The organism is Moritella dasanensis ArB 0140 (assembly GCF_000276805.1).
Classification (GTDB): Bacteria; Pseudomonadota; Gammaproteobacteria; order Enterobacterales; family Moritellaceae; genus Moritella; species Moritella dasanensis.
Window position 1 is genome coordinate 19,360 of record NZ_AKXQ01000010.1, and the last position, 15,208, is coordinate 34,567.

The 15,208-nt window shown below is 42.9% G+C and carries 12 protein-coding genes; 6 read left to right on the forward strand and 6 right to left on the reverse strand.

Annotation, left to right across the window (positions count from 1 at the left end; translation table 11 throughout):
- Window positions 1-32: 32 nt before the first annotated feature.
- The 6 genes from A923_RS0109855 to hutC all read right to left on the reverse strand — a co-directional run bounded on the left by A923_RS0109855 (window position 33) and on the right by hutC (window position 7,869).
- A complete protein-coding gene (locus tag A923_RS0109855; protein ID WP_017221510.1) occupies window positions 33-770 on the reverse strand; it encodes a Crp/Fnr family transcriptional regulator in 738 nt (245 codons plus the stop codon).
- 442 nt (window positions 771-1,212) lie between these two features.
- Window positions 1,213-2,745, reverse strand: a complete 1,533-nt coding sequence (gene hutH / locus A923_RS0109860; RefSeq protein ID WP_017221511.1) for a histidine ammonia-lyase — start codon at window positions 2,743-2,745, stop codon at window positions 1,213-1,215.
- 20 nt (window positions 2,746-2,765) lie between these two features.
- Window positions 2,766-4,466, reverse strand: coding sequence for a urocanate hydratase (gene hutU, locus A923_RS0109865; protein ID WP_017221512.1), 1,701 nt, complete (start codon window positions 4,464-4,466; stop codon window positions 2,766-2,768).
- Between the two features lie 85 nt (window positions 4,467-4,551).
- Window positions 4,552-5,685, reverse strand: a complete 1,134-nt coding sequence (gene hutG, locus A923_RS0109870; protein ID WP_017221513.1) for a formimidoylglutamase — start codon at window positions 5,683-5,685, stop codon at window positions 4,552-4,554.
- On the reverse strand, window positions 5,678-6,889 hold the full coding sequence (gene hutI / locus A923_RS0109875) for an imidazolonepropionase (protein ID WP_017221514.1): 1,212 nt from the start codon (window positions 6,887-6,889) through the stop codon (window positions 5,678-5,680). The genes hutG and hutI overlap by 8 nt, the downstream gene beginning before the upstream one ends.
- Window positions 6,890-7,164: 275 nt before the next feature.
- Window positions 7,165-7,869: a histidine utilization repressor gene (hutC, locus tag A923_RS0109880; RefSeq protein WP_017221515.1), complete on the reverse strand. Its 705-nt coding sequence runs from the start codon at window positions 7,867-7,869 to the stop codon at window positions 7,165-7,167.
- Between the two features lie 337 nt (window positions 7,870-8,206).
- Here hutC and A923_RS0109885 point away from each other — a divergent pair, with 337 nt between their 5' ends.
- From A923_RS0109885 to A923_RS0109910, 6 genes are all read left to right on the forward strand, one after another.
- Complete coding sequence (locus A923_RS0109885) at window positions 8,207-9,100, forward strand: Fe(3+) dicitrate ABC transporter substrate-binding protein (protein WP_017221516.1); 894 nt, start codon at window positions 8,207-8,209, stop codon at window positions 9,098-9,100.
- 2 nt (window positions 9,101-9,102) lie between these two features.
- On the forward strand, window positions 9,103-10,107 hold the full coding sequence (locus A923_RS0109890; protein WP_157532825.1) for a FecCD family ABC transporter permease: 1,005 nt from the start codon (window positions 9,103-9,105) through the stop codon (window positions 10,105-10,107).
- On the forward strand, window positions 10,108-11,082 hold the full coding sequence (locus tag A923_RS0109895) for a FecCD family ABC transporter permease (RefSeq protein WP_017221518.1): 975 nt from the start codon (window positions 10,108-10,110) through the stop codon (window positions 11,080-11,082).
- Window position 11,083: 1 nt separating this feature from the next.
- Entirely contained in the window at window positions 11,084-11,848 is a 765-nt protein-coding gene (gene fecE / locus A923_RS0109900; RefSeq protein ID WP_017221519.1) for a Fe(3+) dicitrate ABC transporter ATP-binding protein FecE, read from the forward strand.
- A 188-nt stretch (window positions 11,849-12,036) separates the two neighbouring features.
- Window positions 12,037-12,672, forward strand: coding sequence for a GntR family transcriptional regulator (locus A923_RS0109905; RefSeq protein WP_017221520.1), 636 nt, complete (start codon window positions 12,037-12,039; stop codon window positions 12,670-12,672).
- A gap of 373 nt (window positions 12,673-13,045) precedes the next feature.
- Window positions 13,046-15,169, forward strand: a complete 2,124-nt coding sequence (locus tag A923_RS0109910) for a TonB-dependent receptor family protein (RefSeq protein ID WP_017221521.1) — start codon at window positions 13,046-13,048, stop codon at window positions 15,167-15,169.
- Window positions 15,170-15,208: the final 39 nt, after the last annotated feature.

Sequence of the window (15,208 nt, forward strand, 5' to 3'; positions counted from 1 at the left end):
TGACTGGGTTTACATTAATGGCAACATTATATTTAAATCCAGCCCTTTATTTGCGATTCAAAAAAGAAGCTTCTTGGATCACTAACACTGAGATCTATGTCATCGAGCTTAGCGCTCAAACCAGCTATATCAGATAAATAAATACAACCTCTGCCTAAATGTACCATCTCTTCTTTTTCTAGTTGTTTAATTGCTTCATTAACGCGTTGACGGGCAATACCTGTGATACGGCTTATCTGTTGCTGCGAGATCATGATTTTAGGTATTTCGCCTTGTAACTTCTGCTTATTGGTTGCGATTTCAAGTAGCAGATAAATTACACGCGATAAGGTATTTGCACTCATTATTATTTGTGCTTGTAGCCATTTGGCTTTTACATCAAATGACATACCGTGAAACCATTTGTATATCTCGACATGCTGTTCGGCTATACGCTGCAGTTGGCTGTTTTTGAAATGGACGATAGATACTGGATCTATCTGGCTTATAAAGAATGGCGTATAGTCAGATTCACCTTCCTCAAATCCACCAAACCAACCACCTTTCCCCATAACGACGCTATTAACAGTTTTTAGGTTTGGTGTTTGTAAGCAGATTGCCACGGTACCTTCAAGAATAAAACTGAGACCTTGATGGGCAATATCGGACCCTTCGAGTTCGCTGGTTTTTAGGTTCTTCTTTACCTGTGCAATTGATGTCAGTTGCGTCATTAATTCTGGAGATAGTTTTGTGGTCCAGTTTATGGTGTCGGCTAATGCTGAATCAATCAAAAGGTGTTTCCTTTGTGGTAGTTTATTTTTTGATAAATAGATAATTAAAAAACGGTATATCTATAAAATATATTAGCGCAAATATACAACAAATGTCCTATATCGAATAGTACAACACGACTGAAGGTTATATTATCTTCGTTTAATTGCTTACAGCGTGTCATGTCTAGGTGCGTTGTGTAATTAATGGGCAAGTAATTGTTGAGTCTAAGCCTTAAGGTAAAGTGAAATTGGATTGGATTGGATTAGATTAGAGTAGATGGGATTAGATAAAATGTGCCAATATTGATAGCGGTCGTTATATCGATCCCCGTGTTGGTGGGAAACAAAGCGTCGATATTACCGTAGATAAAATATAAAAATTCGCAGACCATCTTTAACGGTTAACCGTTAATGTAGAGTCAAGTCTGCGAATATAGATTAAGCGTATCGGCTCCTGAACTTATAAACTCGGAAGCATGTTTGTAGTAACAAGCTTGTTGTGGCTAGCTTCGAGAATAAGCTGATTGGCTTTAGCAATGTCGGGCGCAAAATAACGATCTTTATCGTAGAAGGTCACGCGTTCGCGTAATTCCGCTTTCGCTTGCTCTACTAATGGCGAAGATTTAAGAGGTGCTCTGAAATCGAGTCCTTGCGCCGCTGACAACAATTCAACCGCTAAGATACCACGGGTATTTTCGGCCATGTCTTTTAAACGGCGGCCAGCGAAGGTTGCCATAGAGACGTGATCTTCTTGGTTAGCTGATGTCGGTAAACTATCCACTGACGCTGGGTGGGCTAATGATTTATTCTCACTAGCCAAAGCAGCCGCGGTAACTTGCGCTATCATGAAACCTGAGTTAACGCCGCCATTGTCCACTAAGAAAGGTGGTAATTTACTTAAGCTGCTATCAATCAGTAGCGCCATACGACGTTCAGACAAACTGCCTATTTCTGCAATCGCTAAGGCAAGGTTATCACTGGCCATGGCAATCGGTTCGGCGTGGAAGTTACCGGCTGAAATAATGTCACCATCATCAGCAAAAACCAAGGGGTTATCCGATACTGAATTGGCTTCGACTTCAAATGTTTCTGCAGAATTACGTATCTGCTGTAAACACGCGCCCATTACTTGTGGCTGACAACGCAGCGAGTAAGGGTCTTGGACTTTTTCACAGGCAGTATGAGAATTACCAATCTCACTACTAAAACCAAGAATATGGCGATACATAGTCGCAGAATCCATTTGTGTGCGATGACCACGAACACGGTGTACACGTGGATCGAACGGACGACGGCTACCGAGTGCGGCTTCAACTGTCATTGCGCCACATAAAGTGGCTGAAGCAAATAAATCTTCAGCAGCAAACAAACCTTCTAGACCAAACGCAGTAGAAGCTTGCGTACCGTTTAACAGCGCTAAGCCTTCTTTCGGTGCTAGGGTTATTTTTTGCATACCGGCGATGACTAATGCTTCTTCACCTGTGATGATTTTACCTTGATGACGCGCTTCACCTTCACCCAACAACACTGTGCTCATGTGAGCAAGCGGGGCAAGATCGCCAGATGCACCTACAGAACCTTTTTTCGGTACGCAAGGGTATACTTCGGCATTAACTAACTGCATTAATGCTTCGATTACTGATAAACGAATACCGGAGAAACCACGTGCTAGGCTGTTAATTTTAAGCACCATCATCAAACGTACGGTTTCATCATTCATTAATTCGCCGATACCAGCTGCATGGGATAACACGATACTCCGTTGCAGGGTTTCTAAATCTTCAGGCGCAATGCGGGTGTTAGCCAGTAAGCCAAAGCCAGTATTAATACCATAAGCAACGCGGTTTTCGGCAATTACGTCGTTAACGACTTTAGTGCTGGCGTGGATATCTTCGTGGCAGCTAGGATCAAGTGATACCTGTACTGGTGCACGGCTGATTTGACGAAGTTGTGCCAGCGTTAATAACCCTGGTTTAATTGTTAGTTGGTACATGTTTATTTCTCCAAGATTATCTATTTATTATGATTATTATTGTTATTAGCTGTATCAAGCATAGGTAGGTCTAAATTCTGTTCTTTAGCACATGTTTTGGCAAGGTCATAACCTGCATCGGCATGACGCATCACGCCTGTCGCAGGATCGTTACGCAGTACACGGCTAATACGTTGATGCGCGTCATCAGTACCGTCACAAAGTACGACCATACCGGAATGTTGAGAGAAGCCCATGCCAACGCCGCCGCCATGATGCAGTGAAACCCACGTCGCGCCACTGGCGGTATTAAGCAGCGCGTTTAATAGTGGCCAATCAGATACGGCATCAGAACCATCCATCATACCTTCGGTTTCACGGTTAGGACTGGCAACTGAACCGGAATCGAGGTGATCTCGACCAATCACAATCGGCGCTTTTAGCTCGCCATTTTTAACCATTTCGTTAAAGGCTAATCCCAGACGTTGACGGTCTTTTAGACCAACCCAACAAATACGCGCTGGTAAACCTTGGAACTGAATACGCTCGCGCGCCATGTCTAACCAGTTATGCAGTTGCGGATTATCTGGGATCAGTTCTTTTACTTTCTGATCGGTTTTGTAGATATCTTCTGGATCACCTGACAATGCTACCCAACGGAAAGGACCAATGCCTTCGCAAAATAAAGGGCGTATATAAGCAGGAACGAAACCTGGGAAATCAAACGCATTCTCTACGCCTTCTTCCATGGCCATTTGGCGAATGTTATTACCATAATCAACGGTTGCAGAACCTGCTTTTTGTAGGTCTAACATGGCTTGAACTTGAATTGCCATTGACTGTTTCGCGGCTTTAACCACGGCGGCTTCATCTTCTTTACGCATTGCTGCAGCGTGCGCCATGGTCCAACCTTGAGGCAAGTAACCATTCAGTGGATCATGTGCTGATGTTTGGTCGGTAGTACAATCGGGCACGACGCCGCGTTTGACTAATTCTGGGAAGATATCGGCAACATTACCCAATAAACTAATCGAGGTTGGTTTGCCACTTTTGATTGCATCATCAAGTAGCGCTAATGCTTCATCAAGTGTGGTGGCTTTTTTATCAACATAGCCTGTGCGTAAACGGTAGTCGATACGTGATTCATCACATTCAACGGCGATCATAGAAAAACCAGCCATGGTTGCTGCAAGGGGTTGCGCGCCACCCATGCCACCTAAACCGCCCGTTAATACCCAACGACCTTGGGCTTGACCATCAAAATGTTGTTTAGCCATGGCAACGAATGTTTCGTAAGTGCCTTGGACAATGCCTTGAGAGCCAATGTAGATCCAAGAACCTGCGGTCATTTGTCCGTACATCATCAAGCCGGCTTTATCTAGCTTGTTGAAGTGTTCCCAGTTAGCCCAATGTGGTACTAGGTTTGAGTTAGCAATGAGTACGCGCGGTGCGTTGCTGTGAGTTTGAAATACGCCTACTGGTTTACCGGACTGTACTAACAGGGTTTCATCATCTTCTAAACGTTTAAGTACTTCGACTATTTTGTCGTAACATTCCCAATCACGTGCAGCTCGACCTATGCCACCGTAAACCACCAATGAATGTGGGTGTTCGGCAACATCAGGATGCAGGTTGTTCATTAACATGCGTAATGGCGCTTCGGTTTGCCACGACTTGGTATTCAGCTTTGTGCCGTGCGGGGCAATGATAGTACGAGATGTATCTAAACGTTTATCAGTCATTGGGATTTCCTTTTCACTTTAATTTGTTTGGTATTTTAATTAATGAGCAATTCAGTTTTTATCTGGCCTGCTATTTTTGCTTGAGCTATTTAAGTGTGAACATAGCGCGGGAGATATCCCACGTTAGTCGCGCTGCAAGCCTTGCGGTTTGGTTGTCTATATCGAAATTGGGGTTATATTCGGCCAGATCTGCCACTAATAACTTGGCTTTTCCTGCGTCGTTTTTAGCATTAAAGATGGATTGTAATAAAGCTTCGACACTTTCAAGGGATATACCTCGCGCTGCGGGTGCGCTGACACCAGGTGCTGTACTTGCCGAGAACACATCAATATCTATGGTTAAGTAGAGGTAATCGACCTGATCTATAAATGTATTTAGTTCACTGATACGTTCGGCAAGGTGATAAGAGGCCAGTTGGTGGTCTTCGCGATAATGCACGCCAAGCTCATCGGCTAAGGTAAATAGCGCTTGGGTATTGCTGGCGCGACTGACACCAAGGCAGGCGTAGTTAAATTCCCAGCCTAGTTGTTGGCAGTGTTTAGCTATTTGATTAAAAGGCGTACCAGAGCTGGTGGGGAATGCTTTATCGTCTGCTGAATAGGTACGTAAATCAAAATGGGCATCGAAGTTGATAATGCCGATTTTCGGTTTAGTTACATTGGCTTTGTTAACGTTTGTGCGTTGAAAGTGCTGATAAACTGTTTGTAAGTGCCGAGAAAGTCCTTGAAATGTGCCCCAAGCGATCTCGTGTCCGCCGCCTAATACGATGACTTTATTCTGTTTGTTCAGTGCGGCTTCAACATGTTTCGCCAGTTCTTGTTGGCTACGGGCTAAATCAGTATCGTTGCAATAGATATTGCCGCCATCAATAAAGCTTGATGTGTTAGTGCTTTCATTAGTCGTCATCACAGCTGGATGGTCATGATGCCAAGCCATATTGGCTAACGCTTTACGGATCACATCTGGTGCTTGTACTGCGCCCACACGGCCTTTATTACGCTTAACGCCTTCGTCACACGCAAAACCGAGTAGCACAACACCATCTTGGCTGTCAGTTGTAAGTAGTTCGTCTTTATCTGCTACGAGCACCTTTTGATGAAAACGCATACCAGCTTCGCCGTCCTCGGCGTCAATACGACCTTGCCAGATATCCGCTTTGGTCGTTTCGTAATTACTTGTTGTCGGATTACTTGTTGCCGGGTACATAGGTTTAGTCATGACAAAGCGCTCCATTTAAGATGCGTGCGTGTAGTCTTGGTGTTCCTACTTCATATGATAGCTGTGCTGGATGGTCGATATCCCAGATTGCTAAATCAGCATCGTATCCGACTTTAATTTGGCCGCGAGAATCTTGTAACCCTAATGCACGGGCGGCATGACAAGTTACGCCTCGCAGTGCTTCTTCCGGCGTTAATCTAAATAAGGTACAGCCCATATTCATCATCATAGTTAATGACGCGATAGGCGAGGTGCCCGGATTGAAATCGGTTGCTAACGCCATTGGCACGTTATGTTGACGCAACAGTTCAATGGGCGGTAATTGGGTTTCTCTTAAAAAGTAGAATGCGCCAGGTAATAGGGTAGCGACAGTGCCATGTTCAGCCAGTGCTTTCACGCCTTGTTCGTCAAGGTATTCGATATGATCAACCGAGGTCGCACCCATTTTGGCAGCCAGTTCGCTACCACCTAAATTACTTAATTGTTCGGTGTGACCTTTGATGTTTAAACCATGCGATAAAGCGGCGTCGAATACGGCTTTGGTTTGCGCTAAGTTAAAACCAATACCTTCACAAAACACATCCACAGCATCGACTAACTTAGCGGCAACAGCGGCGGGTATGATTTCGTTACACACGTAACGGATGTAGCTATCGGCATCGCCTTTATATTCTGGTGGTACGGCGTGAGCTGCGAGCAGTGTGGTTGATACCTTGATATTGGCGTACTGCTCTAATTGCTTGGCTGCGCGTAACATTTTCAATTCGTCTTCGAGCGTTAGCCCATAACCTGATTTTATTTCAATCGTAGTGACGCCATCTGCGGTCAGTGCTGATAGGCGCTTAAGTGCGAGTTCGACTAATTCTGCTTCCGTTGCTGCGCGAGTGGCGTTAACCGTTGAGAGAATACCACCACCTTGTTTAGCGATTGTTTCATACGGCACGCCTGTTAAGCGTTGCTCAAATTCTTTAGCGCGGTTGCCTGCAAATACCAGATGGGTGTGACTGTCGATAAGACCCGGCGTGATAAGGCGGTTTTGGCAATCGATAACCTGAGTGAAAGTGGCTGTTGGGCATTGTTGCATTGCACCAATCTCGACGATCTTACCGTACGCCATTGCAATGTAACAATGAGGTTGGGTTTGGTAATCGGAATCACTTTGATCCATAGATACAATTGTTGTATTGGTTAGCAATAAACTCATCAGTCACTCACGTTGTTAGATTAAAGTATAAGTTACATTATAAACCTTTATTAAAATGCAGGTTTAAATGTATATACAATTAAATAGACAATTTAAGGATGTAGCGCAAGTTACAAATCGATTTGTTGTGACCTGGTTGTTGTTTTGTTAATTATTTGAGGTGTTTTTTATGATGTGTGTCGATATTGAATCGACACGGTCTGACGGTAATCGTTTAACGTAAGAGAAGGTAATAGTTTAGCTGAATCATTTGATTTGGCGTGGAATAGGCAGTGCTATATTTCAGCTTTCAGGCTTAGTTTGTATTTATCTGCTGGATGATAAAGTAGGGCAACACTGATCAAATCTTGCTTACTCCAAGTGCGACGATTGAGTAACAGGCAAGGCTGTAGTGCTGTTAAGTTTAAGTGCTGTTGGATAGAGGCGACAGGCATAACCGCTTCAACAGTATGTTCAATCGAGCTTAGTGGGCAGTTTTTGGTTAGGTATTCATTAGGTGTCGCTAGGCTGAAGTCTTGCGTTATGTAGTCTGGTGCGAACAGTGGGTTGACCCAACGCACTTCTAACTGTAATGCGACATCGTCTTCGTAATGTATGATTTCACTAAAGAAAATAGCCGTGTCTATTTTAACACCCAAGCGCATCGCTATTTCATCATCAGCAGGTATTGTCACCTGACGCAGTATTTTATTGCTGTAGGTTTTACCGCGCTGGCGGATCTCATCGGCAATATTACGGATATCACTCAGGGATGATTCGACCTTTTTCTGGCACACAAACGTACCTAGACGTGGCGTTCTTTCTAACAGACCTTGATTGACTAGATCGCGTATGGCTTTATTCACTGTCATCCGACTGACGTTAAATTGTTTGGTTAGCTCTAGCTCTGTTGGGATCTTGTTACCAGGCAGCCAAACATGGGTATTTATTTTTTCAAGGATGAAGTCTTGGATCTGAATATAGCGCGGCGAACTGTTCATAGTGTCTAACCTTGATAACGTCTAATTTTAATAGTTGTGTAATGAAGTAGCCAATTAAGGTTAATTGACTATACAAATGATCTATTAGTTGGTGAGGAAATGCAAGTTGTTTAACCGTATCAAAAGACCGCAAAGTTTTAATCATGTAAAAAAACCTGAATCAAACTATCCTGTAGCACGCTGTAAACTTTTTATAGAGTTAAATTCTAGCTGCTTCTTGAGGTATTTTGACGTATCTGACAGGCATGATAAATAATGCTATATGCTGAAATAAAATATACTTAATGACAATGGTTATGATAATGATTATTATTACGTTTATTTTTAGAGGTGTGAGATGCTCATTAAACCTATCTTTAAACTATTTGTCATTATCCAATTGATATTGGGAATCTCTTCAGTTCAAGCTGCCACGATAGAGCATGATGCGGGTACCTTAACCTTGACTACAACACCAACTCGTATTGTCGTATTAGCCTTTTCTTTTGTTGATGCGCTTGCCGTTGCTGGCGTATCACCTGTGGGCATTGCTGACGATGGCGATAAAAATAGAGTGATAAAAAGTGTGCGTGATCATATCGGTGACTGGCAATCTGTAGGATCCCGTTATCAGCCAAGCATCGAAGCGATAGCCGCGTTGAAGCCTGATCTGATTATTGCTGATACAGGTCGTCACCAATCCATTTATTCAGATCTAACGCGTATTGCGCCAACCTTATTATTAAAAAACCGCGGCATTACATATCAAGAAAACCTCGTGGTGATGCAGAAAATTGCGACAGCTGTCGGTAAAAGTGAAGAGGTCGCCAATCGCTTAGCTGAGCACAAAAAAATGATGCAAGGCTTAAAACAACAGATGGAAACTGTTTCAACCTTTCAATTTGCCGTGCTTACTGACAAAGGAATGTGGTTACATACACCGACTTCTTATGCGGGTAGCGTGATTGCTGAACTGGGTTTGAAGAGTCCGTTGTCTGCAGATAATGATAATACTTATTTACAAACCAGTTTTGAACAATTACTAAAAACCAATCCAGATTGGTTATTAGTGGGTAAATACACGAAGAATACGGTACTGGATAAATGGCAAAAAAGCCCATTATGGAAAATGTTATCAGTGGCCAAGTCTAAACAGATAATTGAAGTATCGCCTGAGGTTTGGTCGCTAGCTTCGGGTATGTTAGCTGCCGAGCAGATAGCAACAGCACTAGCAAGTCAAATGCAGCGATGAATATGTACCTAAATACGAGACAAATTAACGGCTTTAAAGCGTTATCATTATGTTCTGTTGGATTAATTGGTTTTATTATTTCGTTATATGGCCAATCAGATTTTTTGTTACAAGCGGGAGATGTATGGCGGCTTATCAGCGCGCCTGATAATAATGATATTAATCAACAGATCATCTTTTTACTGCGTTTACCACGTAGTTTAGTTGCCTGTTTGATTGGCGTAAATCTGGGTATTGCTGGCGCGTTAATGCAAGGGCTGACACGTAACCCTTTAGCATCCCCGACTTTATTTGCGATTAATTCCGGGGCCGCTTGCTTGATGGCATTGAATAGCATAGGTTTCGGTGTCTTGACGCATATACCCAGTGAAGTTGCTACGTTTGCCGGAGCATTAATAGGCGGATTGCTGGTTTTCTTATTAGGCGGGGGGCTACAGCAAAATGCGAATCCCTTGCGACTGGTACTTGCTGGTATTGCGATCAATGGTTTATTGACATCACTGACTCGTGCAGCGCTAATCATTGCTGATGATATGGCGTACAGTATGCTGCATTGGTTATCCGGCTCACTGAGTGAAGTGGACTGGCAGAGTTGGTCACAGCTTTGGCCTGTTAGCTTATTGGCATTTGTGCTAGCGCTTTCAACTTGCAGAGGACTTAACCTAACGGCGTTGGGAGAACAGACAGCGAGTAGCTTGGGTATCAATGTCACCTTTCTAAGGGGGCGAGTGTGTTTAACGGTATTATTATTTACTTCTATCTCTGTCACGCTGGCTGGGCCTATCGTATTTGTTGGTTTGATCGCCCCGCATCTTGCTCGTGCACTGTTTCGTCATAACTATTTTTTGCTAGTACCTGCGAGCGGCCTGATTGGTGGCGCGTTAGTGTGCTGGGCAGATCTACTTTCCCGCAGTATTGTGCCGCCAGCAGAAACGCCAGTTGGTATTGTGACTGCGCTTATCGGCACACCTTTCTTTATCTATCTAGTGTTAAGAGGTAAGTCATAAATGAGCCGCTATAAACAATTATTATTCGGTGGCGCGATGCTATTGCTGATGTTAGCAGGCATTAGTTTGATTTATGGTGCGCAAACGTTGTCGATAAATACGGTATTACACACGTTATGGCAAGGTGGGGAACAGGACTTCATTGTTAATGATTACCGTTTGCCACGTATATTAATTGCTATCTTGGTGGGAACTGGCCTCGCGGTTTCAGGAGTATTAACACAAGGTATTATCCGTAATCCACTCGCGTCACCCGATCTGATGGGGATCAGTGGTGGCGCTGGCTTAGCTGCTTGTACTGTATTGTTGGTTTGGCCTAATATCGGCAGTGTTTGGTTGCCTGTTGTCGCGTTGTTCGGCGGATTTAGTGCGGCGTTGATAATCTGGTTATTGAGTCGCTGGCAACAACCGAGTCCGGCGCGTTTAGCCCTAGTCGGTATTGCTATGAGTGCTTTTTTATCCAGCTGTATTAATTTTCTGTTAGTGATACATCCTATTGAAGTAAACAGTGCCATGATCTGGTTGACGGGGAGTTTATGGGGACGTAACTGGAGTTATATTTGGCCACTGTTACCTTGGTTGCTGACCCTCGTGCCATTTTCCTTTTACTTAGCTTGGCGTTTAGATCTATTTGCGTTAGGTGAAGAAACCGCACAGGCATTAGGGGTTGATACCCAGCGCTTACAGATTATGGCCTTATTATCTGCTGTCGCGCTTGCCAGTGTCAGTGTCGCAGTGTGTGGCACTATCGGTTTTGTTGGTTTGCTTGCTCCCCATTTAGCTCGATTACTGGTTGGCTCTCGCCATCAGCTTGTATTACCTATTGCTGCTTTAGTTGGCGCTTTGTTAGTGCTTAGCGCTGATACGCTCGCTCGTAATCTAGCACCGCCATTAGAACTACCAGCCGGCGTATTGACGGCTATTTTAGGTGCGCCGTATTTCATTTTTTTGCTCCATCGATATAAAGGTTGGTAATGTGTTAACGATTGAAAATTTAACTATAGGTTATGCTGGCGTCGTTATATTGGACGGTCTGAATATAACCATTCCGCAAGGTAAAATAACCGCCTTGATTGGTCCTAATGGGTGCGGTAAGTCGACCTTACTTAAGACTATTTCCGGTAGTCTAAAACCCACTAAGGGTAAAGTGAGTTTGGCAGGGCAAGATCTCAGTAAATTAAGCCATAAGACAAAAGCCCAGCTATTATCAATACTCCCTCAATCTCCAATCACTCCTGAAGGGATCAGTGTTCGACAACTGGTTAGCTGCGGGCGTAATCCTTATCTTTCGCACTGGGGCGGATTAAGTCAACAGGATCGGGACGAGGTTCAAGCTGCGCTTATCGAAACTGGTTTATGCGACCTGGCAGACCGCGCTGTTGATAGTCTGTCAGGTGGACAGCGACAACGGGTATGGATCGCGATGGTACTAGCACAAGATACAGATTATATTTTGCTTGATGAGCCAACCACTTATCTTGATTTAACGTATCAGGTAGAGTTAATGGAGATGATGCAAAAGATGAATCGACGGGGAAAAACCTTGGTAGTGGTATTACACGATCTAAACCAAGCTTGTCGCTATTGTGATCACCTAATTGTCATGAAAAAGGGGGCGATAATTGCACAGGATGAACCGCATAAAGTATTCAATAGCCAATTATTAAAAGAGGTGTTCTCGTTAAATGCGACGATAATGATGGACCCGATTGCTAACAAGCCGATGTGTATTCCGTTATAACAACAATGGTTAGTTTCCCTGCCACTTTTTAAGTGGTATTCCCGTTAATTGCAGTGACTGGATAGTTATTTTCTGCTTTTAAACATGTTAATTGTGCAATAAAATATTTTTGGCGCCAATTTAATTGTTGTGATAATTTTTTGTTTTAGTTAGTATTTTGCCTAACAGCTTCTGAGATCGAGATACATGTGACAAAAAAAACCATATCCGAGCAGCGCATCGCTGAATTGGCCAATATTTTACAAGACAAAATTCATAGTGATGAAATTGATACCAGTGAGTTTTTACGTCAGAATGAACTGGAGAAAATGCTGGATGCGAACCGATTCACTGTGCGTCAGGTCCTTACTGAGTTAACTAACCGTAATGTGCTCGAGCATATTCCTTATCGTGGTCATAAGGTCCGAGTTCACAGTGCTGATGAGCGCGAACAGATCACGGAAACGCGTTTGTTATTAGAGTTAGGCGCTGCAGCTCAGGTCATTATGCAAATTGATGAAGCTGGTTTAGCACAACTATATGAACACGCTGTTACTTTTGCAAAGGCGGTTGAATCATTGGATTTACAGGCGCAGATACGCGCTAATTATGCTTTTCATAGTTTTTATTATAGCTATTGCCAGAATGTATTTTTGTGTGATCTTATTAATGAATTAAGAGAGAAGGGCATTCGGGTTAGTCGCAATGCTTGGCGCAGCCCTCATGTTTCTGAACAGTCCCGTGATGAACATTTTGCTATGGTGGAAGCGTTAAAAAATAAAGATCTATTAGGTTTACAGAATTTAATTTATCAACACCTCAATGCCTGGAAAAAGACACTATAAACACCTTGTGAATAGTGTCCCACGCGACCTTGTAGCAAGTAGACTATTCCTATCAGTAAGCAGACTATTACAGTCTGCACCCTCCCGTTTTATTGCATACTTCCTATTGTCACTACTAAATTAAAATTCTGATATTAATACATTTACACCTCTTTATGGATAAATCGCTATTGGTAATGAAAATTATTATCATTTAGCTTTACAGATTGGCGCCAATCTAGTAAGTTTGTCTCCGTTGATTTCCACACGCTATTTATGACCTATGAGCACGGCATTAAATCCCCGTACCTTGTGGTATATGAGTTGTATTTTTGGCGTGCGATTTATTTTTAATATTGTATAAACATTGTGTAAATATAAGGAACATTTCACCATGAAAGCCAATCACCCTCACTTCAAAATCAATCCCCTTGTTATTGCGGTATTCGCAGGCATTATGTCGAGTTATGCATATGCTGCTGAGACGCAGGTTATTGAAACTTCGGTTGTTAGCGCCAGTATATTAGGGAATTCGGAAGTTGCTGAAGTTCGAACTTACCAAGGGAATCGCAGTATTATCACTTCTGAAGTGATGAAAAAAACGGCGGTTCGCTCAATTGATACGGCCTTACAACAAGTCCCTGGTATTAAAATCGCGGATGAAACTGGCACCGGCGTATTGCCAAATGTATCAGTGCGAGGTTTGGAGGGGAGTCGAAGTGGTTATACCCAATTTTTACTTGATGGTATTCCGATGACATTAGCGCCTTATGGCCACACTGGACAGTCATTATTTCCTGCATCTCTGCAGATGGTTGACCGAATTGATGTGGTGCGTGGTGGTGCGGCTGTACAATATGGACCGAATAATGTTGGTGGTGTTATCAATCTAGTATCAAAACCAATCCCTGAGCAGTGGCAAACTAGCATTAACGAACGTATTACCTTCAGCGGTAACAGTCACAATCTTTATGATACTTATATCAGCACTGGTGGTGCGCTGACTGATAATTTCTCATTACGTTTTGATACAAATATTTTAACTGGCGAATCATTCCGCGAGAATTCAGATACAGACGTACAGAACTGGATGTTACAAACAGCCTGGTATATTAATGATCGTAATACCTTAGAAGCAACAGTGCAATATTATGATGCAGACACAGCGCTACCTGGTGCGTTAAATACGTCTGCATACGAAGAAGATCGTAATCAGTCATTACGCCCTAATGATGAGTTTGCGGCTGATACTACGCGTGTCTCAGTGAAGTATAACCATGTATTAAGTGATTTAAGTGTCATTGATTATGGTGTGGTTGATGTGATTGCTTTCGGTAATAAAAGTAAGCGTAATTTTCAGTGGGATTTTTATAATAAAGGCAAAGATACCGATGGAAATTTAGGAGACCATTGGGGTGATACAACTCAAGATCCAACAGACTTAAGAACGTCACCGCGAGAATTTAAAGTATATGGTCTTGAAACTAGAACGAATTTATATATTGACGGTAAAATAACGCAAGATTGGATCGCGGGTGTGCGTTATGTTAACGAAGATATTGGCTATCAGCTTAACCAAACCGATAATGTTACGGGCATCACGACAACGCCACGTGACTGGCATATGGATACCAATGCCATGGCTTATTATGCGAGTAATAAACTTGGTTTTTTCAATGATAGTTTAACCTTTACGCCGGGTGTTCGTGTCGAAGACGTACGCATGACGTTTACCAATATTGGCGGTAATTATAAGCAAGATAACCATGTTACCGAGATCCTACCGGGCTTAACGTTAGGTTATGAATTCTCTGATCAGTGGTTTACCTATGCGAATGCACAGAAATCGCTAAGAACGCCACAGATAAGTCAATTATGGCCAAAAGATCAAACTCTTGAGTCGGAACTTTCATGGAACTATGAAGCGGGTATACGCTTTACTCCGACAGTAAGCAGTAACCTTAATCTGGCGCTTTACCGCATCGATTTTGAAAATAAAATCCAATACAGTCGACCTGTTAGCCAGTTTATAAATGTCGGTGAAACCCGTAATCAGGGGATTGAGGTTGAAGGCTCATTCACGCCAATGGCGTTACCAGAATTAACACTGCGCGGCGCTTACAACTACTTAGATACCGAGCAACTTGAAGGTGCATTTGCCGGTAATGAACTGCCTTATGCTTCTAATCATCAAGTATCCGCTAGTGCTTTATACGATTTAAACGGGGTTGATTTGGGGCTAATGGCTTATTACTACAGTAAATCATTTTCAGATCTAGCGAATACAATAGAAGAGAATGATGCCGGTACTGCAGGTCAATTACCATCTTATACCGTCGTTAATTTAAGTGTGGCTTCAGAGTTATATCGTCAAGGTAATAAAGCATTAACAGTGGGTTTTGCGGTAAATAATTTATTTGATAATGAATATTACTTTAGAGGTTTAGATGTTTCACCTGCCGGTAGAGTACCAGCACCTGGACGCTCTTATACACTTGATGTTGGGTATACTTTTTAATTATTGCTGATTTTTGTAAATATACTGGCGACTCATCTC